The organism is Pseudoalteromonas sp. SR45-4 (assembly GCF_014163535.1).
Classification (GTDB): domain Bacteria; phylum Pseudomonadota; class Gammaproteobacteria; order Enterobacterales; family Alteromonadaceae; genus Pseudoalteromonas; species Pseudoalteromonas nigrifaciens.
In genome coordinates this window covers 42,010-64,162 of the sequence record NZ_JACJDO010000014.1, presented here as the reverse complement: position 1 = coordinate 64,162, position 22,153 = coordinate 42,010, and the positions used below count along the sequence as shown (strand labels likewise).

19 protein-coding genes are annotated in these 22,153 nt (G+C 39.9%); 7 read left to right on the top strand and 12 right to left on the bottom strand.

Annotated elements, in window-relative coordinates; genetic code table 11:
- The first annotated feature begins 149 nt into the window (after positions 1-149).
- Complete coding sequence (locus tag H5058_RS08215; protein ID WP_007579801.1) at positions 150-335, top strand: PA3496 family putative envelope integrity protein; 186 nt, start codon at positions 150-152, stop codon at positions 333-335.
- Positions 336-461: 126 nt separating this feature from the next.
- Here the strand turns inward: H5058_RS08215 and H5058_RS08210 are convergent, their stop codons facing one another.
- From H5058_RS08210 to H5058_RS08200, 3 genes are all read right to left on the bottom strand, one after another.
- On the bottom strand, positions 462-953 hold the full coding sequence (locus H5058_RS08210; protein ID WP_011326789.1) for a glutathione peroxidase: 492 nt from the start codon (positions 951-953) through the stop codon (positions 462-464).
- A gap of 90 nt (positions 954-1,043) precedes the next feature.
- On the bottom strand, positions 1,044-1,343 hold the full coding sequence (locus H5058_RS08205; RefSeq protein WP_041454306.1) for an AzlD domain-containing protein: 300 nt from the start codon (positions 1,341-1,343) through the stop codon (positions 1,044-1,046).
- Positions 1,340-2,044, bottom strand: coding sequence for an AzlC family ABC transporter permease (locus H5058_RS08200; protein WP_041454307.1), 705 nt, complete (start codon positions 2,042-2,044; stop codon positions 1,340-1,342). The genes H5058_RS08205 and H5058_RS08200 overlap by 4 nt, the downstream gene beginning before the upstream one ends.
- A 130-nt stretch (positions 2,045-2,174) precedes the next feature.
- Between H5058_RS08200 and H5058_RS08195 the strand changes: the two genes are divergently transcribed.
- Complete coding sequence (locus H5058_RS08195; protein ID WP_086997074.1) at positions 2,175-2,834, top strand: cytochrome b/b6 domain-containing protein; 660 nt, start codon at positions 2,175-2,177, stop codon at positions 2,832-2,834.
- A 64-nt stretch (positions 2,835-2,898) separates the two neighbouring features.
- Here the strand turns inward: H5058_RS08195 and H5058_RS08190 are convergent, their stop codons facing one another.
- Both H5058_RS08190 and H5058_RS08185 read right to left on the bottom strand, forming a co-directional pair.
- Positions 2,899-3,351: a cytochrome c gene (locus H5058_RS08190; protein WP_011326793.1), complete on the bottom strand. Its 453-nt coding sequence runs from the start codon at positions 3,349-3,351 to the stop codon at positions 2,899-2,901.
- Positions 3,352-3,445: 94 nt separating this feature from the next.
- Positions 3,446-3,916, bottom strand: coding sequence for a DUF2721 domain-containing protein (locus tag H5058_RS08185; protein WP_011326794.1), 471 nt, complete (start codon positions 3,914-3,916; stop codon positions 3,446-3,448).
- 224 nt (positions 3,917-4,140) lie between these two features.
- Here H5058_RS08185 and H5058_RS08180 point away from each other — a divergent pair, with 224 nt between their 5' ends.
- The 4 genes from H5058_RS08180 (at position 4,141) to H5058_RS08165 (ending at position 10,897) form a co-directional block, all read left to right on the top strand.
- Positions 4,141-7,605 carry a S8 family serine peptidase gene (locus tag H5058_RS08180; RefSeq protein WP_182677627.1) on the top strand — a complete coding sequence of 1,155 codons (3,465 nt, stop codon included), beginning with the start codon at positions 4,141-4,143 and terminating at the stop codon, positions 7,603-7,605.
- A 78-nt stretch (positions 7,606-7,683) separates the two neighbouring features.
- Complete coding sequence (locus H5058_RS08175; protein WP_182677625.1) at positions 7,684-9,858, top strand: S9 family peptidase; 2,175 nt, start codon at positions 7,684-7,686, stop codon at positions 9,856-9,858.
- Positions 9,859-10,013: 155 nt separating this feature from the next.
- Positions 10,014-10,379, top strand: coding sequence for a DUF4870 domain-containing protein (locus tag H5058_RS08170; protein WP_011326797.1), 366 nt, complete (start codon positions 10,014-10,016; stop codon positions 10,377-10,379).
- 83 nt (positions 10,380-10,462) lie between these two features.
- The gene (locus tag H5058_RS08165; protein ID WP_089367541.1) at positions 10,463-10,897 is read left to right on the top strand and encodes a YqaA family protein; all 435 of its coding nucleotides are present in this window, start codon (positions 10,463-10,465) and stop codon (positions 10,895-10,897) included.
- A 38-nt stretch (positions 10,898-10,935) separates the two neighbouring features.
- Here H5058_RS08165 and folX read toward each other — a convergent pair whose 3' ends face one another.
- The 7 genes from folX to ycaO all read right to left on the bottom strand — a co-directional run bounded on the left by folX (position 10,936) and on the right by ycaO (position 19,541).
- Entirely contained in the window at positions 10,936-11,292 is a 357-nt protein-coding gene (gene folX / locus H5058_RS08160; RefSeq protein WP_011326799.1) for a dihydroneopterin triphosphate 2'-epimerase, read from the bottom strand.
- Between the two features lie 3 nt (positions 11,293-11,295).
- Positions 11,296-11,850 (bottom strand): GTP cyclohydrolase I FolE, encoded by a 555-nt coding sequence (gene folE / locus H5058_RS08155; protein ID WP_058372272.1) that lies wholly within the window; start codon positions 11,848-11,850, stop codon positions 11,296-11,298.
- Positions 11,851-11,876: 26 nt separating this feature from the next.
- The gene (gene folM, locus H5058_RS08150; RefSeq protein WP_011326801.1) at positions 11,877-12,596 is read right to left on the bottom strand and encodes a dihydromonapterin reductase; all 720 of its coding nucleotides are present in this window, start codon (positions 12,594-12,596) and stop codon (positions 11,877-11,879) included.
- A 123-nt stretch (positions 12,597-12,719) separates the two neighbouring features.
- Positions 12,720-13,556: an ammonia-dependent NAD(+) synthetase gene (nadE, locus tag H5058_RS08145; protein ID WP_011326802.1), complete on the bottom strand. Its 837-nt coding sequence runs from the start codon at positions 13,554-13,556 to the stop codon at positions 12,720-12,722.
- Between the two features lie 73 nt (positions 13,557-13,629).
- Positions 13,630-14,259 carry a YceH family protein gene (locus tag H5058_RS08140; protein WP_182677623.1) on the bottom strand — a complete coding sequence of 210 codons (630 nt, stop codon included), beginning with the start codon at positions 14,257-14,259 and terminating at the stop codon, positions 13,630-13,632.
- 41 nt (positions 14,260-14,300) lie between these two features.
- Positions 14,301-17,663 carry an ATP-binding protein gene (locus H5058_RS08135; RefSeq protein WP_182677621.1) on the bottom strand — a complete coding sequence of 1,121 codons (3,363 nt, stop codon included), beginning with the start codon at positions 17,661-17,663 and terminating at the stop codon, positions 14,301-14,303.
- Between the two features lie 117 nt (positions 17,664-17,780).
- The gene (gene ycaO / locus H5058_RS08130) at positions 17,781-19,541 is read right to left on the bottom strand and encodes a 30S ribosomal protein S12 methylthiotransferase accessory factor YcaO (protein WP_086997093.1); all 1,761 of its coding nucleotides are present in this window, start codon (positions 19,539-19,541) and stop codon (positions 17,781-17,783) included.
- A gap of 156 nt (positions 19,542-19,697) precedes the next feature.
- On the opposite strand from ycaO, the gene H5058_RS08125 reads away from it, so the two are divergent.
- Positions 19,698-22,031, top strand: coding sequence for a penicillin acylase family protein (locus tag H5058_RS08125; RefSeq protein ID WP_182677619.1), 2,334 nt, complete (start codon positions 19,698-19,700; stop codon positions 22,029-22,031).
- Positions 22,032-22,153: the final 122 nt, after the last annotated feature.

Here is a 22,153-nt window from a genome sequence, read left to right as displayed (position 1 = left end):
AGTATTGACATGAAGGCTATTTAAGATAGCTACATGGCTTTATTTTGGCGCTAAACTGCATTGCACTTTATGTGTCGAACATTTTAATTTTACCAATTATTGCGATTATAAAATCCTTGGTTGGTCTCAAACACTTTATGGAGTGGGTTGTGGGTAAGACATTTAGTTACGATGCGCTAGATGACGATTTTGTTGAAGACGAGTACGAAATGCTCGGGCGTAATCAGCACGATAAGAACAAGCAAAAGGTTAAGAAAAAGTTGGAAGACTACCTTGAGCAAAAGCGCTTGCGTAAAAACCTAGGCGAAGACGATTTAAGCGATTACACCGATTAAATTGCGCTAGTATAACTAAAGTACCAATGTGAATTAGACTTTAAATGTACGCTTTTATGTATGTTTAAATTTTGATTAGATTGGCAATAAAGAGGCTGTGTGCCTCTTTATTACTTTTAAGCGGCGTTACTTATTGCTTTGTTGCAGTGCTTTTTGAATGGTGAGCTCTAGCTTTTCTGGCTTGGTAAAGGGGGCATAGCGTTTAATTGGTGAGCCGTCTGCTGCGATTAAAAACTTAGTAAAGTTCCACTTTATTTTGCGAGTTAAAAAGCCTGGTTGTGTCGATTTCAAATAACGAAATACCGGATGAGCATGCTCTCCGTTTACCTCTACTTTAGCGGCCATTAAAAAATTAACCCCGTAGTTTATTAAACATCCTTGCTCTATCTGCTGTGCATCTCCCGGTTCTTGCTGATTAAACTGATTACACGGAAATCCTAAAATTACTAAGCCTTGGCTAGCATATTTATTATGCAAAGCCTGTAATGACTCGTACTGGTAGGTAAAGCCGCACTTGCTTGCCGTGTTTACAATAAGCACGACTTTACCAGCAAACTCGCTAAAATTAATGGTGTTACCTTGTAAACTGGTGGCGCTTAACTGATGAAACTTATGCATTATTTATGCTTTACCTTATCTTTGTTGATGCTCAATTTACTCTTTTAAGTACATTGCTTAATATGGTTGTTGTATATATTAAGGTTGTTTTTAATTTAAAATTAAAAACAACCCCATACCCGCAATCGTAGTGTAGTAAATATTATGGGTTTTATAAGCCACAATAATAGCTACTATAGCCGCACTTAAATAAGGGTTTTGCCAATTTAAATTAATGCCATCATCGTTTAAAAATACAATAGGTACCCAAATAGCCGTAAGTACCGCTGGTGCACTAAAACTTAAAAATTGTTGCATTTTAGGCCCAACTTTAAAGGGTAAAGCGCGGTGCAAAAATAAGTAACGGGTAAAAAAGGTAATACAGGCCATTAGTAAAATAGTGGTCATCATAAGTTGCGCTCCTTTTTAGCAGTTATTCTTGCTGTAAAGTATCCTGCGCTCATGGCCAGTAATGCAGAGCTCACCAGCCATAACTCAAATCCGGTACTTTTAAACAGTGTAGCGCTAATGCCTGCGACTATAACTGTAACGAGTGAGGCGAGGCTTTTAACACCCGGAATAACTAAAGCTATAAATGTAGCGGCTATAGCAAAGTCGAGGCCCAAATGGGTTAAATCGGGGAGCATAGTACCAGCAACAATGCCTATAAATGTCCATAAATTCCATGCAATATAAAAGCTAAAACCGGCGCTAAGTGCGTAAATTAAACGTATTTTTGTACGATAGGCTTTAGGGTGGTGCGAAAATGCAAACAACTCATCGGTCAATACAAAGCTTACAGGTAGACGCCAGCGCAAAGGTTGATCAATTACTTTATGACGTACCGCTAAGCCATATAAAAAATGCCGAGAGCTAATTATAAAGGTAGTAAACAAAATGGTGAGTAGTGGCGTATTTCCCGCAATTAACTCAATAGCGACAAGCTGTGCAGAGCCCGCAAACACTAATAAAGACATCGCTTGAGTTTCAAGGGCAGTAAAACCATTTTGAATAGCCAGTGAGCCACAGAGTATTCCCCAAGGGATCACCGCCAAACAAAGCGGTAACATGTCAACAAAACCTTTTAAAATTGCACGCGATGGTCTGTTCATTTGCAGAAATATTAGCCAGTAAAATTAATTGCTTAAGTGTGCCATAAAGCATGCTTTAAATAATAGGTTTAATGCAAATCTAAACAAAGTTTGAAATAATGAAACAATAACTTAATTAGCGAGATAACTAATGTTTAAAGTAAAAGTATGGGATGGCTTTGTCAGAAGCTTTCACTGGTTATTAGTGTTTAGTATTGCTGTGCTCTATTTTAGTATTGAAGAAGGTATGATTGAACTGCACTTTATTGCTGGCTTTTTTACCTTAGCACTTATTTTAACGCGATTAATATGGGGGATTATAGGCAGTAAAACAGCTAAGTTAAGCGCGTTAATACACTCCCCGCAAGCGGTAATAACCTCACTTAAAACTAATAAAACTCCGCTTGGGCATTCTGCGCCAGGTAGTTATATGGTGTTGTTGTTTTTTATACTTATTATTACTCAGCTTGTTAGTGGCTTAATGAGTAGTGATGGTATTTTAACTGATGGGCCTTTAGCGCAGTACGTGTCGAGCAGTACAGTTGATTTTGCTAATTGGTTACATAGTTTAAACTTTGATATTTTACTTTATGCGATAGGTTTGCATGTTTTAGCAATTGTAATTTATAAGATTAAAGGCAAGCCTTTAGTGAAAGCGATGATCACCGGAACGAAACAACAGCCAAATGAAAAGCCAGCAATACTTACAAAAGCACCTTGGTTAGCTTGGGTCGTATTTTTAATATTGCTTGTAGTGCTTATGACAACTTGGGGCAGTGAGCCACTTAGTTATTTACTTAACTTGGGTTAAAAATAAAAAGGCGCCTATTTAAATCCGATTATGAATTAAATAGGCGCCTTTATTATTTAAAAACTTAGTCTTTAAATTGCGTGTGGCAATCTTTACAGCCTTTGGCCCATGCGCCAAACGCTTTACCAATAACAGCTTTATCGCCAGACTGTGCAGCTACAGCAAGTTCATCTGCGTATTGCTGAAATGCAGTTGCTTTTTTCATAAAAGTGTCGTTTTCAGCCCAAACAGCGGCAAGTGCAGCAGTATCACCCTTATCAGTACCTTCGTAAAACGCTTCCCATGGCATTTTTGCCAGTGCAGCTGCGTTATTTGCACGTGCTTTAAATTTATCTGCATCAAAAGGAATTTTGCCTTTAAGCATAGCGCCCATGTCACTAATTTGTACTGAGAGCATAGAAAATGCAGCTTGACGATATTCAATAGCGTCGCTTGGCTCTTTAAATGCAGAATTTGCTGATACGCTAAGTGCGCATGTTGATAATAATGCCCCGATAAATACTTGCTTCAATTTCATTAAACTTATCCCTAGTAAAAGTTTCTAATTCTATCTTTGTATCTTAGCTGCCACTTTTATTCAAGTGAAAGCGATAGTTTGGTTTGCTTGAGGCTTAATCGTTAATATCGACGTCGGCGAATATCATGCCACGGCGCATACTGCGAGTGGCTAAAAACACTTCGCAAAGTAGCGACATAAAAGCAAAGATAAGCAAAGCCATAGCAGCTACAAAACAGCTACCTATCGTTACACCTAAGTTAACAGATTGAATATGTGATAAAAATAATAACATTACAACAGCACATACTAACAGTGCGCTTAATACACTCAAGCTAAATGCAAGGTGTATACAACGAGAGCGCTTTAGCAGCGCTCTTAGCTCGGTGGTTAACGACAGATTAAAGTCATCATCAGTGCTTACTTTTAGTCTACGTTCAAGCAAACGAGCTCTATCTGTTATACGCGCTAAACGGTTTGATAAAACCCCTAAAGTGGCAGCAATACCTGTAATTAAAAAGACGGGAGCAACCGCGGTTTGAATCACTTTGGCCATGCTTAAAATATTAATTACTTCGTTATCCATTTACATCTCAAAATAAGTGTTGGTTGTTTACAATTGTTCACAAACTTAATTTCTTTCTTTTCCCTTTAGAATCAGTTTGTTGATAGTTTTTTCTCTGTTTTAACGTGTTACTTGTAACTTAAATGTAATTAAGCTGTTGCTCACGTATGGGTTTAAGTTTTATATTTAAGCCAATGGTTGAATATAGTAAATACAATAATACATAACCTATCCTAGGGGAAATGATGTCTAAAAATATAATAAAGAAAACAGCAATTGCCACTGCTGTCTCAAGCGCATTTATTGCAACACTTGCAAGTGCAAGTAACTTACCTACGGCTAATATTACTTATCAAAAAGCTGAGGCAGTAAAAGAGCAAGTTGCAGATAAAAAAGAACCATCGGCACATATGATTGTATTACGCGCTACAACATCAGTAGACGCCTATGTTGCAGGTACTTACCAGCAATCAAATAATCGTGAAATTACAGCTAATATAGAGCAACTTCAAGACACTATGACTCTTGAGTTAAATAGCTTAGATTTTGATGCAAAAATAATTGGTAAAACCAAAATATTAGCACCTACGTTAATCGTTCAAGCTTCAGCCGAAGCACTTGCTAAAATTGCTAAAGATTCACGAGTAGCAAAAGTATTACCTATGTTCGATAGCGAACTGCATGTTGCAGCAAGCTCAGACTATATTAATGCAAAACCACTTATTGTAGACGGTATTGCAAGTGGTAAAGGTCAGCGTGTTGCGGTATTAGATACGGGTATTGATTACACTCATCAAGCATTTGGTGGAGAAGGTACAGTTGAAGCTTATAACGCCGCTCAAGCAGATCCTGCTACAGTGGCTTGGCCTCAAGGTGTTGTTAAAGGTGGTTACGACTTTATTAATGAAGACGCTGATCCGATAGAGAACGATCCTGCTAATTCTCCAGCAACAGGGGCTCCAACAAACCATGGTACTTCATCTTCAAACTCAGTAAATGGTATTGCGCCAGACGTTGAACTTTATGTTTACTCTGTATGTGGTGGCGGTTGTCCAAGTGCCGCACAGGCTGCAGCACTAGAAGCCGCAATGGATCCTAATGGCGATGGTGATATTTCTGACCGTGTAGATGTAATGAATATGTCGCTTGGTGGCGAGTTTGGCGACACATATACTGGCGGCGGTACACAATACTTAATTCAGCGTGCTGTTGAATTAGGCGTTAATATGGTTATTTCTGCGGGTAACGATGGTGATAACCCATTCCGTATAGGCGGCCCAAGTACCACACCTAATGCCTTATCTGTAGGTGCAATGACACACCCTACAACTGAAATAGGTGTTGCTACAGGCACTATTGCTGGTGTTGAAGGTGATATTCAGCCATCAAGCTTTGGTCCACAAGAAGCTTATACAATTACAGGTGCAGACATTGAGTTAGTTTATCCAGACGCTAACCAAAATGGTTGTGTTGCGTTTGCCGCCGATGTTGATTTTACCGGTAAAGCTGTATTAATAGACCGTGGTGCTTGTGCATTTACCGACAAAGTATTAAACGCACAAATAAATGGTGCAGAGTTTGTGATGATTGCAAACAATACTGATGATGGTACACCAGCTCCTATGGGTGGTTTTGATGCTGCTGTAACAATTAAAAACGTAGGCATTAATTTTGCTGCAGGTGCGGCTTTAAAAGCACAGTTAGCAGCAGGTGGTCCGGCAACATTTGATATTAGCATTGACATTAAAACTACATCTGGCGCTGTAGCTACGTTCTCATCTCGTGGTCCTTCAATGGATGGTTTATTAAAACCAGAAATTACCGCACCAGGTACTAGTATTGATGTTGCAGCAGCAGGTACTCAAACTGGTACTAACCCAGTTTCAGGCACATCTTTTTCAGGTCCAATTACTGCTGGTGCTGTTGCGATGATTCGTGAAGCACATCCAGATCGTAATGCCTTTGAAATTAAAGCAACAATAATGAATGCGGCTAATTTAAATGTAACAAACGAGCCGTTAGCAATTAATCCTGCTTCAGAATTAGCACCTATTAGTATGATTGGCGCAGGTTTAGTTGATGTAGCTAAAGCGGTTAATTTACCGGTTGCTGCATGGGTAAATAACGCTAAGTTTAATACCAAGCAAGCAGCGCTTTCATTTGGCTTAGAAAGCATGACAGAAACTGCATCGTTAACTAAAACGGTAACAGTTAAGAACTTCTCAGCTGACGCTAAAACTTATAACTTACGTACAGAAGCGCGTTACCAGAGCGATATAGATACTGCGGCTATTAGTTGGGATTTCCCTGCATCAATTACTGTTCCTGCAGGCCAAGCTATTAATTTTGACGTAGTATTAACCGTTGATCCAGCTAAGTTACCAGAGTGGAATCTAAATAACCCATTTAGCGCAGAGGAAGTTGCAGCAAGAAGTGCAGCATTAACCTCAGTAGAGTTTGATGGTGCTTTGGTGTTTGATGATGCCAGCACAGATACTGACCATGATTTACACCTTGTTTATCATGCAATGCCTAAAGCTGCTACTGAGCTAAGCGTTTCATCGCAAATCGTCGATAGTGAAATGGCTCTTGTTGTTACAAATAGTGGTCAAACTGAAATTATGCCACAAGCAGAAAGCATTGTTGCAGTGGGTGTTGAGAAAACATTTGCAGAAGCTGAATTTAATATTCTAGCAACTACTTTCTCGGCGTTTAATGCAGAGTTTTGTGACTCAGGCATATTTGTTACCTCATCGATTCAACTACGTGACCCACTAACGCATACCTTCCAAGCGGGTTACAGATTAGAAATTGATACCGATAATGACGGTGTAGCAGATCAGTTTATGACAAACTTAAACGACCGTGGCCGCGATACAGCGTTCCCTGGGCGTAGCCGTACGCTAATTGGTGAGACAGATGGCGCGGGTAATGATTCATGGGCGTGGGGTACTCCGCTTTATCACTCTGCGGGAGAGGACACCATTACCTTCTCTGGTTGTTCTGAACTACTTAATATAGATGGGACACTACTAGGCGAGCAGATGAACTTTAAAGCATCTGTGGGTTATGCTGCATATCAAAGTGGTGTATTTACTGAAACTGATAGTGTTACAGGTTCAACTGTATTTGGTATGCAACCTCAAGTAGCATTTACCTCGCTTGAAACAGGTGAAGCAGTTACAACACTTAAACCAGGTGAAAAAGCAGTTGTTACAGCAAGTGGTCCATTTGCGCTAACACAGGCTTCAGGCTTAGATGTTGTTAAAGTGATGGCAGCTGCTGATTTAGAGGTTCCAGATGTTTCAGCGCCAGCGCTTGTTGGTGGTGAATTTACTGTTTCTGAAGATGCAGCAAACGGTACCGTTGTAGGTGCTTTAACAGTAACAGAGTCTGAGTTTGATTTAGCTATTTCAGAGTACTTTGTTCAGTCAAATACTCACCAAGGTTTGGGTGTTGATGCCGATGGTCAAGTTGTTGTTACTAACACAGCTTTACTGACAGGTGATTCTTCAGCTGAGATACAAGTAGTGGCAATTGATACGCGTGGTAATGTATCAGAGCCTGCAATGGTTACGGTTAGTATTACTAAAGTAGTACCACCACCGGTTGTTGTAACACCAGAGCCAGAGAAAAAATCTTCGGGTTCATTAGCTTGGTTATTACTTACTGCGCCGCTTGCATTTATGCGTCGTCGTAAGCAAAAGTAAGCTTATAACTTAATTGTTACTTAGAGGGAGCTTCGGCTCCCTTTTTATTTAGCTTCACTAAAGTAAAGGCTTTATCTTATGAAACATATCCCTTGTGTTCTAGCTATATCATCTTTAGCTATTTTAAGTGGCTGCAATCAGGCGCCCGAAGCAGTCCAAACAAACGTTATAAGTACTACAGCAGAGCAGTTACCTCAAGTTGTTGCACCTATAGCTAAAAAAGTACCGCACGCCATGACTATTCATGGCGATACCCGCATTGATAATTACTATTGGCTGCGTGACGATGAACGCAAAGCAGCCGATGTTATTAGTTACCTTGAGGCTGAAAATAGCTACACAAATACCATGCTTGCTCATACTCAAGCGCAGCAAGCTAAACTTTTTGCCGAGCTTAAAGGGCGTATTCAAAAAGATGACGATTCAGTACCGATAAAAAAAGGTGATTATTATTACTCGTCGCAAACTCGTGGCAATAACGAGTACACTACTTATGTGCGTAGCAGTGACTTTTCAGGAGCTAACCAACAGGTTATTTTAGATGTAAATGAACTTGCTAAGGCTCATGACTATTATGCTGTAAGTGGTTTAGATGTGAGTCCAAACGGTAACTTAATGGCTTACGGTGAAGATACTCTCAGTAGACGTATTTATACCGTTAAAATTAAAGATTTAAGCACCGGGAGGCTACTCCAAGATACGCTTGAAGGCACAAGTGGTAACCTTGTTTGGGCAAACGATAACAAAACACTGTATTACATTAAAAAAGACTTACAGACTTTGTTAGGCTACCAGGTTTATCGCCATACTTTAGGTACGCCGCAGGCCAATGACGAACTAGTTTACGAAGAAACAGACTCAAGCTATTACACCGGGTTAAGTAAAAGCAAAGACGGTACTGAAATTTATATTTGGCACAGTAGTAGCACTGCATCAGGTATGTCGGTGCTTAGCGCAAATAACGTTAAAGCAATGCCTCAACGCTTAATTAAACGCCAAGCGAATCTTGAGTATAGTATTTCTAAATTAGGTGAGAGTTATTATATTGTCACTAATTTAAATGCGGTTAATTTTCAGCTAATGAAAGTCGCTATTAATAAAGCACATGATCAAGCAAACTGGCAAACGCTGATCCCAGCACGTGATGATATAAAGCTAGAAGGGATAGAGTTATTTAATGACTATGTGGTTTACCAACAGCGTGAAATGGGGCAATCGCGACAAATAATACGCAATTTAAGCACTAATCAAGAGCAGTTATTATCTTTTAACGACAGTGCCTACACTATTAGTGCTTATGGTAATAACGATATAAACAGCAATAAGTTACGTGTTTACTATACGAGCATGACCACGCCGGGTTCATCTTACGATATAAACCTAAAAACAACGGATAAAACGCTTTTAAAACAACAAGCTGTGCTAGGCAACTTTAATGTTGATAATTACGCATCTGAACGTATATTTATTAACGCCCGCGATGGTGTAAAAGTCCCCGTAAGCTTAGTTTACCGTAAAGATAAATTTAAAAAAGATGCGACGAACCCATTGCTACAATATGGTTATGGCTCGTATGGCGCCACTATGGATCCAACTTTTTCAAGTGCGCGTTTAAGTTTACTTGATCGTGGTTTTGTGTTTGCTATTGCCCATGTTCGAGGCTCGCAAATGTTAGGTCGTCCTTGGTATGACGATGGTAAATTACTTACTAAAAAGAATACGTTTAATGACTTTATAGATGTGACTAAAGCACTGGTAGAGCAAAAGTATGGCGCTAAAGACAAAATATTTGCCCAAGGCGGTAGCGCTGGTGGCTTATTAATGGGCGCAGTAGCAAACCAAGCTCCTGAACTTTACAAAGGTATGGTTGCCGCAGTACCTTTTGTGGATGTGGTTACAACCATGCTTGATGAAAGTATTCCACTAACAACTAACGAATATGGTGAGTGGGGAAACCCAAATGAAAAAGAATACTATGAGTACATGCTATCTTACTCGCCGTACGATCAAGTGTCTAAGCAAGCGTACCCTAATATGCTAGTAACTACGGGTCTGCACGACTCGCAAGTACAGTATTTTGAGCCAGCAAAGTGGGTTGCTAAGCTGCGTGACTATAAAACAGATGACAATAAGTTACTGTTTAAAATTGATATGGAAGCAGGGCATGGCGGTGCATCAGGGCGCTTTAAGCGCTTAGAAGATACCGCGCTAAACTATGCATTTATGCTCGATTTAATGGGTATTAAAGAGTAAGCAAAGTACAACCATTGAGTAATAAGCTAAAGGCATCATTTAAAAGTGATGCCTTAATTTATTACTAAGTTAGCTAAATAAGTTTATAAACTGAGTTATAGTTATGAAATACACACTTACACTCACGCAAAAATAGTAAATATAAGGATAGCGTTATGCATGATGAGCAACAGCTGGAACCCGTCAAAAAAGATGACCGCACATGGGCAATGCTTTGTCATTTAAGTGCCTTGTCTGGATTTATTGTGCCATTAGGCTCTGTAATTGGGCCGTTAATTGTGTGGTTAATAAAAAAAGATGACATGCCGATTGTCGATGTTCATGGCAAAAAAGCACTCAACTTTCAAATCACTATGATGATTGCTTACTTTGTGTGTTTTCTTTTAATGTTTGTTGTTATTGGTGTAATTTTACTGCCAATAGTCGCTATATTTTCGTTTGTAATGGTGATTATTGCCGCGGTTAAAGCCAATGATGGTAAAGAGTTTGACTACCCGTTGAGTTTAAATTTGATAAAATAGCAATGTCGGTTTGTTAATAGCGTATTTTAAACCCAGCTTTTGCTGGGTTTATTTTTTATTTACTTCCTATTGTTAAGGATACTATGCTTTATCTCACGCTATTTTTTAGCGCTTTTATATCGGCTACTTTATTGCCCAGCTCGTCAGAGGTGGTAATGGTAGCTATGATGACCCAAGGTAAAGTAAATTTATTGTTGTTATGGCTAGCTGCCACTTTGGGCAATGTATTAGGGAGCTGCGTTAATTACTGGTTGGGTACTCAAGTACTGCGCTTTAAAGATAAAAGCTGGTTTCCAGTGTCAGAGCAGGGGCTTGAAAAAGCACAAAAGCAGTTTAATAAATACGGTGTATATAGTTTATTATTTGCCTGGCTACCTATAGTTGGCGATCCGCTTACCGTAATAGGGGGAATATTTAAAGTGCGTTTTAGTACGTTTTTATTGTTGGTAACACTAGGTAAGGGGGCACGCTACTTAGCCGTTATCGCCCTTACCTTAGGTGTCGAAAAGCTTATTTAAGCTTTCTTATTTATTCTAAATCAATTGATCCACACGTATTATTTAGCCCAATCTAACGTCAAAGACACAGAATCGGCAAAGCGTAATGCATGCGGTTTATCTACGCGAGCCTTAGCATAATGAACACTTGGGTGTGAATGACAAACAGCAAGAATTTCAGCAACCAGTTTTTCGAGTAATAAAAAGTCGCCTTGTTCTACTAAAGTGATTACTTCTTTGGTAATTACTTTGTAGTTTAGTGCTTGATCTACTTCATCGGTTTTACAGGCGTCGTGTGCAGGGTAATGAATTTCTAAGTTAATCACTACATCCTGCTTTTTCTCGCGCTCTTCTTGGTTAAAGCCAATAAAAGTACGCAGTCGTAAATTGGTTACGTTAATAATTGCATTAGCCATAAGTTAGCCTTTTATTAGCTGCAAAAACTCATTACGTGTTTTTGGATCGGCTCTAAAGTTACCCAGCATTACAGAGGTACGCATACTTGAATTTTGCTTTTCTACGCCGCGCATCATCATACACATATGTTTAGCTTCAACAATTACGCCAACCCCGGTTGCACCCGTTACTTCTTCAACGGCTTTAGCAATTTGATGAGTTAGTTGCTCTTGAATTTGAAAACGACGGGCAAACATGTCAACAATACGGGCAAACTTAGACAGTCCCAATACTTTGCCATTGGGAATATAAGCAATATGACAACGGCCAGTAAAAGGTAATAAATGATGCTCACACATAGAATAAAGCTCTATGTCTTGTACTAATACCATGTCGTCTGCATCTGAGGTAAATACGGCGTTATTAGTAATTTCTTCTAATGTTTGACGATACCCTTGAGTTAGGTATTCCATTGCTTTAGCAGCACGTTTTGGCGTGTCGAGTAAGCCTTCTCTGTTAGGATCTTCCCCTACAGCGGTAATAATATTTTCATAGCTTTGTTTTAGTTCGTTATGCATAAATTTCTCAGTTAATTTAGTTTGGTTTACTTTAAATGCCGACCACCATCTACAGGTATAGCGCGGCCTGTGATGTAGTGGCTATGTAATAGTAAATCAATACTATTGATTATTTCTTGGCATCCTGGTTCGATACCCATTAATGACTTTTTCAGCGTTTTAGCACGATATTGTTCATCATCATGCTCATTAAAAATAATTAACGATGGTGCAACCGAATTTACTTTAATATTAGGTGCGTACTTAGCACTGAACGACTTTGTTAAGTTATCAAGCGCTGCTTTACTTGCGGCATAAGCGACATGTTTTGGGCTACCTGTTTCTACTACGTAATCGGTAAGATGAATAATATCTGCGGGAGTATTCATCTCTGTTTGATAATTTAGTAATAACTCTGCACACAGTAAATTAATTAAATAAGGTGTTTTTGCATGAATTCGCATCATATTGTCAAACAGTTGCGCAAAGTTGGCGTTATTAGCTTCGCAGTCCCAACTGGAAGCATTATGCAAAATAGCGCGTAGTGAGTTGGTATGCTCTTTAAGTGCTTTAATAAAAGTGCTAATACCATCATCAGTACTAAAGTCTGCATAAATGCATACAGCGCCCTGCTGCTCCAATAAATCAACTGCAGCGTGGCGAGTACGATAGGTAATAATTATCGGCTGCCCTTGTGCAATAAAATGTTTAGCTAAAGCAAGGCCAATGCGTTGCCCAGCACCTGTAATTAAAATCGGTGGTGTCATATATACTACAAAGCTCTCTTTTGGCAGGGGATCAGCGTTAATACCAATTTAATTAAAATCTTACGTAATACTTTAAGCGGTCGATCAGTCAAATTACTAAGGTATCGTACGATAATTACTGTATTAAAGCTCATCGTATATAGTTGGCACTGGTTGACGCTTATGTTGCGTACGCTGATAAATAGCGCTAAGTGTTTGTTCAACCTGTTGCGTAACCGGTTTACCTTCTAAAAAGTCATCAATTTGCTCATAACTTAAACCTAACGCTTCTTCGTCGGTAAGTCCTGGGCGATCACTTTCTAAATCTGCGGTAGGTGCTTTATTAACTAATACAGACGAAGCACCTAATGTACTACCTAAAGCGCGCACTTGGCGTTTTGATAAGCCAAAAAGCGGTGCAAGGTCACAAGCGCCATCACCAAACTTGGTATAAAAGCCGGTAATATTCTCGGCACTGTGATCGGTGCCAACTACTAAACCTTGGCAAAATGCAGCAATTTCGTATTGTGCAATCATGCGTTGACGGGCTTTAACATTACCCTTAATAAAATCAATTTTTTCTTGCTCAGGGAGTGATTCACCGTTACCAACAATAGCCGCCATTGTTTGTTCGTGTAGCGCATCGGTTGCGGGCTTAATATTTACCGTCATGCGGCTGCTAGGTTGAATAAAATCAACCGCTAGTTGCGCTTCATTTTCGTCGGCTTGCACACCGTAAGGTAAGCGTACCGCAACAAATTTATAATCAGTAGTGCTTTGCTCTTGGTTAAGTTCATTAACAGCAAGTTGGCATAAACGACCGCACACTGAAGAGTCGACTCCACCACTAATACCTAATACCAAAGACGTTGCATGGGCTGCTATTAAGCGGGCTTTAATAAAGTTAACACGACGGCTAATTTCAGCATTTACATCAATAACTGGCTGCACTTTCATTGCAGCCATAATCTCGGCGCGCATGGCCAACTCCTTAGGGTTAAATAATTATTTCGCTCAGCAGAGCGCTTGTATTATGTGATTTAGGGCTAATAAATTAAAGCCCTAAGTGAGCTTTAATTTTTTGTAACTCGGCTTTTAACTCATCGACTTCGGCGAGTAACTCATTGAGTTCTTCACTTTTTAATTCATCAGTCGCTTGCTCTGCAGGGCGTGTTATTTCACTTATTGGTTGCTCGCCAAGCAAATGCATATAACGACAGTCACGTTTACCAGGCTCGCGCGCAAGTTTGGTTACTATGTCACTTTCAATTAGTTTATTAAGTGCAAGCTCAACGTCATCTACACTATTAAAATTTGCTAATCGTGCGCATCGCGTTTTTAATTCTCCGGGAGTTTGCGCACCACGTAACAGTAACAAGCAAATAATTGCGCGCTGCTGCGTACTAAATTTTAAGCTACTAAACTCGGTGTTACAAAAACGGTGGTCGTATTTATTTACTCGTCCAGAAAGCTCTTCATCAATGGTAACCAGTCGGGCATTTATTAATTCATCGAGTGCAATTTGCACTTCGCTGTCGGTTAAGTTTAAAACCGGTGCACGATTTGATTTTTGATTACACGCATTAGTTAGCGCATTTAACGACAAAGGGTAGTGTTCGGGAGTTGTACTTTGCTTTTCTAGTAAACAGCCAATAATACGCTGTTGATTTGCTGATAATTGCATAACTCATCTCAACTAATAAACTATATGATTAGCTTACACTTTTATTGAGTGCCAAGCCATTGCTGAAGTTTGGGGTGCAGTGCACTAAAATCGAGTGGCTTACTTAAGTAATCATTCATACCCGCTGCTAAGCACTTTTCTTTATCTCCCTGCATTGCATTGGCAGTTAAAGCAACAATAGCTATGTTTTGATAATGTTTACCCGCGTCACCATTTCTAATCGCTTTAGTTGCTTGGTAGCCGTCCATTTCAGGCATTTGGCAGTCCATTAAAATTAGCTGATAAGTATTAGCGGGTTGATCATTTAATTGCTTTATCGCCTCACATCCGTTTTCAGCAATATCAAATGAAATACCGGCTTGTTTTAATAAAGCCCCTGCAACCACTTGGTTAATTTTATTGTCTTCTACCAATAAAACTTGTGGCTCATTTGTATTCACTAATGGCGTTTCAGTGAGTTTATTTTGTAGTTGTGCCTGTTGCTGCTGTTGTTCTATGTATTTATCATTAGCAAGAGAGTCAAATAGGTCTGAGGGCGTTAATGGCTTAAAAATCATTGAGTCTACTTTTAAACTTAGCGTAGAGTCATCTTTGGAATAGCTCATAGGTGCCATTATTATCAGCTTACAACTGTGCTTAGCCAGGTAATTTTTAACTTCAGTAATTTGCGATTGCGGCGCTTGTTCAAAAAAATAATAGTCGATTAAAATAGCATCGAGGGTTGTAGTTGCCTGATCTTTAAAATACGCACTTACAGCAGTGTAGTCGGTTAAGGTATTTGCATTTGCTTGCCATATTATCAGCTGCTTTTTAGCTATGGTTGAGTTTAATAAGCAGCTATCAATAATTAAAATATGTTTGTTTTTAATTAAATGGCTAGGTAGGTCTTGCTGCTTACTTAATTTAGGTTGTACTTTTATTGAAAACGAAAAAGTGCTGCCTTCGTGTAGCATACTGGTTACGCTTACTTCACCTCCCATCAGCTCACATAACTGCTTTGCAATAGCGAGGCCTAAGCCTGTGCCGCCATACTGGCGTGTTGTAGAGGTATCTGCTTGAGTAAATGAGTCAAATAATGTGGCGTGTTTTTCTGGTTTTATGCCAATACCGGTATCAATAATGGAACAAACTAAAGATGTACCATCGGTTGTTTCATCAATTTTTGCGGTGACTACTATTTTTCCGTCAAATGTAAACTTAACCGCGTTACTAATTAAGTTACTTAATATTTGTCGTAACCTATTAGGGTCGCTAACTATTTCGCTGACGGTGATGAGGGTTGCATCTAAAATTAAGATGGTATTATTTTGCTCGGCTTTAAGCGCAAATGATTCAACAACCTCACCTAACAAACGTGGTAAATTAAATTGAATCTTTTCAATATCTAATTTACCAGCCTCTATTTTAGAAAAATCTAAAATATCGTTAATAATATTCAGTAATGATTGCGCCGACGACTGAGCAAGTTCTATATGATGCAACTGTTGTTGATCTAATTGGGTGTTTTTTACGATATTGAGCATCCCTAACACCCCATTCATAGGAGTGCGAATTTCATGACTCATGCTCGCTAAAAACTCACTTTTAGCAGCTACAGCTTGCTCTGCCGTTTCTTTGGCGGTTACTAGTTGTTGCTCTGTTTCTATACGTTGTTGGCTAGAGTAAAGGCTGCCAATAAGTGCTGCTACAGCAATTAAAAAGCTTTCTTCGTTGTGCGCCCAAGCGCGGGTTTTGTTGCATTGCTCGGCGCAAACCATACCTATGATCCCACTTCCGGCAGGAATAACTGCACACAACATGGCATTTATTTTTAGTGGCTTTAGGTAGTGCTCTTTAATTGGCATTAAAATAGGGCACTGCTGTGCATCTGCTGCACTAAATATGGCTTTGCGCTCTATAGCTTCAAAAAAATCAGGAATATCTTTTTGTAACCATGGTTCATTGTTGTTATTTATGGTGGTGTTTATATTATGAAAGGCAATAGGCTTGAGCTGGGTTTTATTGTCGCTAAATAGCCAAATGCTGGCTTGATCGATGTTGAGCGCCTGACAAATTGCTTGAGTAATCACATCTTTAGATTGGCTTAATTGCCCGTTTAAAATTTGATCGTTAACGGTTAAAGACGCTAAGGCTTCGTTAAATAGCGATATTTTATTATTTTCTAATTCTATTTTTTTACGGGTATCAATATTTTGTAATGAGCCAAATATTCTTATACAGCGATCATTTTTATGCTCAGCTTCACCGTGTACCAATACCCAAATAATATTGCCTTTAGCGTCAATAACTTCAAGTTCAGCTTCGTAGCTTTCACCAAATTTAATCGCTCGTTCAATTAATTTAGCTGCTTTTTCTCGGCTTTTTCCGGGCTTAAAGTAGCCAAGATCCTTTGGCCATTGTGGTTGTTCGTCAGGGGCGTATTTAAATATTTTTTTGGTCATATCAGACCAATATGCTTGTTTGTTTTCTAAATTAAACGACCAAGCGCCTACGAGTGCCAGATCACTCATAACTTCCAGCATTTTCTCATTTTGCTGTTGCCGATTAAGCATTTTTAAAAAGAACAAAAATGACCAAATAATCAGTCCGCATATAATTATGCTTGCTAAGCGTAGTGGCCAAATAGTCGCGCTAGGCGGGGCCCAGCCCTTTTTAGGTACAACATAAAGCTCCCAGCTTCCGCCTTGAAAGTTAAGCGTAAACTCTAGTGGGTCTTGTTGCTTTATACTTTTATCGCCATAAAAAAAATCGCCTTTTTTACCTAAGCCATGGCGTCCTTGAATAGCAACATTGTACTGCTCTTGAAGCTCGTAAATACCAGCGTTTTGATATATCTTTTCAAGATCTAATACGACAGAAAGCAGCCCCCAAAAGGATTTATCTGTTTTATAAACAGGAACGCGAGCAACAAGTGCAGAACTCCCTTGTATTAAAGTTAGCGGGCCAGCCATTACAATTTTATTTGTGTCTCTGGCTCTAATTGCATCGATACGTTGAGTTTCATTATCTAAAAAATTAAGGCCTAAGGCTTGTTCATTACCGGCAAGCGGGTAAATCATTTTAATTATCATGTCGGGCGCACCGCCAATATTCCGTAGCTCGTTTGAGGTCTCAAATAAGGGGGCTGCAATTTGTGAGAAACGTGCTTGGTCTAAATTAGCTTCGGCAGTAATAGCGACTCCCAAACCACGAATTAACTGAATATTAGACACTAAAGTTGCTTCGAGTTGGGCCCTGTAAGTGCTCACTTCTGAAAAGGTATGTAATTGATTGGCGTCTTTTGCACGATTATAATTAATACGATCTAGCATAATGATAACTAAGACTATAAGCGTAATCGACAGCCAAAAGGCTAACTTAAAGTTATTGTTTTTACTGTTGTTACTACTTTTTATTGGCGACATTAGCTACATTTTGCTTTTATATTAGACAGTATCCACTATAGCTAATTTATTGTACAAATAAAAATGGCGCATCAGATTATGCGCCATTTTATTTTTATAATTAATAGTTTAACTAAATTACGAGTCGCTAACCTCGCGTGCCCAATGCTGCTGTTTAGCTACATGGAGTTTGCGATAACCATCAAGTAATGCGGCATGCTTTGTAAAGCCAGTAAGCGATAAGCCTGGGAAGGTTAAACCGTTAAATAATTTACGACCTTCGGCTATTTCAATTGCTAGCGTTACATTGGCAGTACCAAACATTAAGCCTAATGCATCTTGATAGTCTGCATATTCGCGTTCGTCATCGTATTTTATTTCTAAAATAGCTTTTAAACAGCGAAAGTGACGCATTGCATCTTCGTTTACTTGCCCGGTATGTAATATCCAGTCAACCCAATCAATGGCTTCTTCGTTACCTGCGGCTAGGCAAAGGTGCGCTTTTAGTTCACCAATACGCAGTGTATCCCAAGATGTATCAGGGTCGGTTACTAAACCAATAAACTCGGCGGCGCGAATGATATCGCTATGACCCGCTTCTTCTAGTGAGTCATAAATTTCCATCCATTGCTCAACGTCGTACTGATCAAGTGATAAAAATGTTTCGCGGAACTTAGCGCCTTCATTGTTGTTACGCCAAATTAGTTCATCAACTGGGTAAATGTCTGACATACCAGGGACTAAAATACGACATGCATATACGTTTAAGTGGGTGTAATCCATGATGTAAATATCATGCCCCATGCTATGAATTAAGTCGGTACAAAAGTTATATTCTTGCTCAGTTGTGCCGCTAAAGTCCCAATGCACAAAGTCAAAGTCGGCTTTTGCGCGGAAAAAGTCATGAGAAATTAAGCCACTAGAATCAATAAAGTGCAGTTCAGTGTTTTCAGGAGAGGCAACTTCATCATTATCAAAAGTAGCAGGTTGGAACACATCAAGTTGATCTAAACGACGACCTTGTAATAGTTCTGTTACGGTACGCTCAAGTGCCACTTCAAACGATGGGTGAGCACCAAAAGAAGCAAATACAGAGCCATCGGCTGGGTGAATAAGGGTAACGCTCATTACTGGGTATTTACCGCCTAGAGAGGCATCGGCAATACGTAAATGAAAACCATGGCTGCGTAACTCTTCACACGCTTCATGAATTTTAGGATACAGCTTAACTACTTCTTCAGGCACGATAGGCAGACACAAGCCCTCAGTAATAATGCGGCTTTTTATAGCGCGTTCAAATACTTCGGATAAGCCTTGTACGCGTGCTTCAAATTTAGTATTGCCGGCGCTCATACCGTTAGATACAAAAATATTACCAATAACGTTAACCGGAATATACACATCTTGGTTATCGCTTTGGCGGGTGTATGGCACAGTACAAATACCACGCTTAACATTACCAGAGTTAAAATCGAAAAGGTGCGATGCATTAAGTTCGCGCTCTGGATCAAAGTAGTCCCATAAGCTTTCATCCATAATGCCTTCAGGCACTTCATCGTTTGTTACTGTAAACCACTTTTCGGTTGGGTAATGGGTAAACTCTGCATGGGCAAACTCTTCACCTAAATAAAAGTCAGCAAAAAAGTAGTTACAGCTTAAGCGTTCAAAGTATTCGCCTAATGCCGAAGCTAACGATGCTTTGTCGTTTGCGCCTTTACCATTGGTAAACATTACGCCACAGTCTTGGTCACGAATATGTACCGAATAACAGTTAGCTACAGGGTTAAGCCATAACGCTTCCTCAATATTAATATTAAGGGCTTTTAGCTTATTTTGCATAGTAGAGATCGACGATTCTAAATCGCGGTCTTTACCTTTTATAAATGTTTTATCAGTCATACTCATCTCAACTAGGGCTGCACAATATGTGGATTAGCTATTATCGTGGATTTTGAGGTTTATTTCATCCTTTGCGCCGCAGAATATGACTTTTTAATAGAAGGATAGTAAATATATGTTAATAATACTTTATTAGAATTCTTAAAGGATAGCTGGATGTTTAAAGTAATCAAGCGCTTGCTGCTGTTAGTAGTGGTTTTAGGGCTGGCCGGTACTGCGGTTGTTTATGGTGTACTTAGTTTGAGTTTACCAGCGCTTGACGGCAAAGGTCATAGCGAAGCGATTAATGAGTCGGTCATTATTTCGCGCGACGTACTTGGTCAAGCTGTTATCAAAGCACAAAGCCACAACGATGCCGCTTATGGTTTGGGGTATGCGCATGGGCAAGACCGATTTTTTCAAATGGACTTACTGAGGCGTAATGCCGCTGGTGAGTTGAGCGAAATTTTTGGTAAGGCGGCGCTAGCACTAGATAAAAAAATGCGTTTTCATCAATTGCGTAAACGCAGCCAAGTTATTTTAAAAAATCTTCCTGAGTCGGATAAGCAATTACTTAAAAGCTACGCTCAAGGGGTTAACGAAGGGTTAGCGCAAATAGGTTACTCAAGCTTTGAATATTTGCTCACTGGTGCACAGCAAAGGCCATGGCAAAGCGAAGACAGCCTATTAATAATTTTTAGTATGTATCTTGATTTACAAAGTGCCACCTTTGAGCGCGACCAAGCATTAATTCAAATTGAGCAGCAATACGGCAAACATATGCTCAAATTTTTAACGCAACCTAGTCAATACCAAGCTGCGCTTGATGGCAGCCAACTAGCGCCTTACAGCGCAGGCATACCTAAACTACCAATACTCAAGCAACAAACGCAGCAATCATCCACTGTGCAATCATCAACACCAGCAATGTATGCATTTAATTCTTTTGCAGCAAGCCAAGAGCGCGGCAGTAATAACTGGGCAGTTACCGGCGCATTAACTACAACCGGATCTGCTATGCTCTCCGATGACATGCACTTAGCAATGGCAGTGCCTGTTATTTGGTACAAAGCGCAACTAAATTATGTACATAACAATGTAAAAACCCAAGTTACGGGCGTATCGTTACCGGGGGCGCCAGCTATTGTAGTAGGCACTAATAATCATATCGCATGGGGGTTTACCAATGGTTATATTGATACCGCGGATTGGGTTGCGCTTACAAGTAACAATAAAACGTGGCAAGTAGATGAGCAAATTGCATTACCTAATAATGAAGCCGAAACTTACACACTTACCCTGAGCGAATATGGCCCGGTAAAATATATTAACGGGCAAGCTTATGCACTGAGCTGGGCGGCGCATCAAAGTTATGCGGTTAACATGCAATTATTACAGCTCGAACAGGCAACTGAAGTTGATGATGCCCTAGCTATAGCCAGCGATGTAGGTATTCCGGTACAAAATTTAATTGTAGTTGATAGCCAAGGCAGTGCCGCATGGAAGTTAATGGGGGGAATTCCTGGGCGTAAAACACCCAGCGAGCTTAGTGTGAAAAGTACTGATTACTCGCCGCTTTGGTTGCAAAATGAAGCGCAGCGCCCCGTGGTTAAAAACCCAGTAAGTGGACGAATATGGACTGCAAACTCACGGGTGGTAAGTGCCCAGGATAACGCTCGCTTTGGTAACGGCGGCTATTCACTTGGCGCGCGTGCAACACAAGTGCGCGACCGCTTGTTTGAAAAACAAAAATTTGTTGAAGATGATTTTTATCAATTACAGCTTGATAACCAAGCCCGGTTTTTAATTCCTTGGCACGCTTTATTGCTCAAGCAACTCAAAGCCGATGAAGGTAATAACGCCGCGTATATTAGCGCGGTTGAAAACTGGCAGCAGTGCGCGTGCGCAAGCTCAGTAGGTTATACCTTGGTAAAGCATTATCGCGATGAAGTGATTAATATTACCTTTAGTACGTTGCAGCAAAGCTTAAGTGAGAAAAATGGCACGTTGAGCTACGTAAGGCGTGACTTAGAACCGGCAGTTTGGCAGCTTATTAACGCGCAACCAAGCAGTTGGCTCAATCCACAATTTTCAACTTGGGAGCAGCAGCTGCAGGGGGCATTTAGTCAAACTATTGCTAAACTCAGTACGCAATACGGTAATAACATTCAAGGCTGGCAGTGGGGCAAAGTAAACGAGCTGGTTATAGAGCATCCGTTTGCTAAACAAATACCAATACTTGCCCGCTTTTTAAATATGCCAAAAACGCCAGGGTTTGGTGATAGTTACATGCCAGCAGTGCAGGGGCGTAGCTTTGGTGCTTCACAGCGCTTTATTGTACAGCCCGGACATTTAGAAAACGCCATTTTAACCGTACCTGGCGGGCAGTCTGGGCACCCGTTATCAAACTTTTATCGTGCCGGTTTTAGTCAATATATTAATGCAGAAAACACGCCATTATTACCACAAGCGCTAGTACATCAAATAATAATATCGCCAAAAGGCAAGTAGCTGTTTAGTGAACTAAGCTAGAGCTTGTTTATCTTTCGAGATTAAATTTACAGCCGTATGTTTGGTTTTTAGGTAAGGCAGGGTCTATGTCGTGTAATTATTCTTCATAAATAGACGATAAT

Coding starts and splice junctions, on each gene's coding strand:
- H5058_RS08140 (WP_182677623.1), bottom strand. CDS start 14,259: ATGCAATTATCAGCAAATCAACAGCGTATTATTGGCTGTTTACTAGAA.
- H5058_RS08165 (WP_089367541.1), top strand. CDS start 10,463: ATGCTTTATCTCACGCTATTTTTTAGCGCTTTTATATCGGCTACTTTA.
- H5058_RS08195 (WP_086997074.1), top strand. CDS start 2,175: ATGTTTAAAGTAAAAGTATGGGATGGCTTTGTCAGAAGCTTTCACTGG.
- H5058_RS08210 (WP_011326789.1), bottom strand. CDS start 953: ATGCATAAGTTTCATCAGTTAAGCGCCACCAGTTTACAAGGTAACACC.
- H5058_RS08180 (WP_182677627.1), top strand. CDS start 4,141: ATGTCTAAAAATATAATAAAGAAAACAGCAATTGCCACTGCTGTCTCA.
- folX (WP_011326799.1), bottom strand. CDS start 11,292: ATGGCTAATGCAATTATTAACGTAACCAATTTACGACTGCGTACTTTT.
- H5058_RS08190 (WP_011326793.1), bottom strand. CDS start 3,351: ATGAAATTGAAGCAAGTATTTATCGGGGCATTATTATCAACATGCGCA.
- H5058_RS08170 (WP_011326797.1), top strand. CDS start 10,014: ATGCATGATGAGCAACAGCTGGAACCCGTCAAAAAAGATGACCGCACA.
- nadE (WP_011326802.1), bottom strand. CDS start 13,556: ATGCGCGCCGAGATTATGGCTGCAATGAAAGTGCAGCCAGTTATTGAT.
- H5058_RS08135 (WP_182677621.1), bottom strand. CDS start 17,663: ATGTCGCCAATAAAAAGTAGTAACAACAGTAAAAACAATAACTTTAAG.
- folE (WP_058372272.1), bottom strand. CDS start 11,850: ATGCATAACGAACTAAAACAAAGCTATGAAAATATTATTACCGCTGTA.
- H5058_RS08205 (WP_041454306.1), bottom strand. CDS start 1,343: ATGATGACCACTATTTTACTAATGGCCTGTATTACCTTTTTTACCCGT.
- ycaO (WP_086997093.1), bottom strand. CDS start 19,541: ATGACTGATAAAACATTTATAAAAGGTAAAGACCGCGATTTAGAATCG.
- folM (WP_011326801.1), bottom strand. CDS start 12,596: ATGACACCACCGATTTTAATTACAGGTGCTGGGCAACGCATTGGCCTT.
- H5058_RS08200 (WP_041454307.1), bottom strand. CDS start 2,044: ATGAACAGACCATCGCGTGCAATTTTAAAAGGTTTTGTTGACATGTTA.
- H5058_RS08175 (WP_182677625.1), top strand. CDS start 7,684: ATGAAACATATCCCTTGTGTTCTAGCTATATCATCTTTAGCTATTTTA.
- H5058_RS08185 (WP_011326794.1), bottom strand. CDS start 3,916: ATGGATAACGAAGTAATTAATATTTTAAGCATGGCCAAAGTGATTCAA.
- H5058_RS08125 (WP_182677619.1), top strand. CDS start 19,698: ATGTTTAAAGTAATCAAGCGCTTGCTGCTGTTAGTAGTGGTTTTAGGG.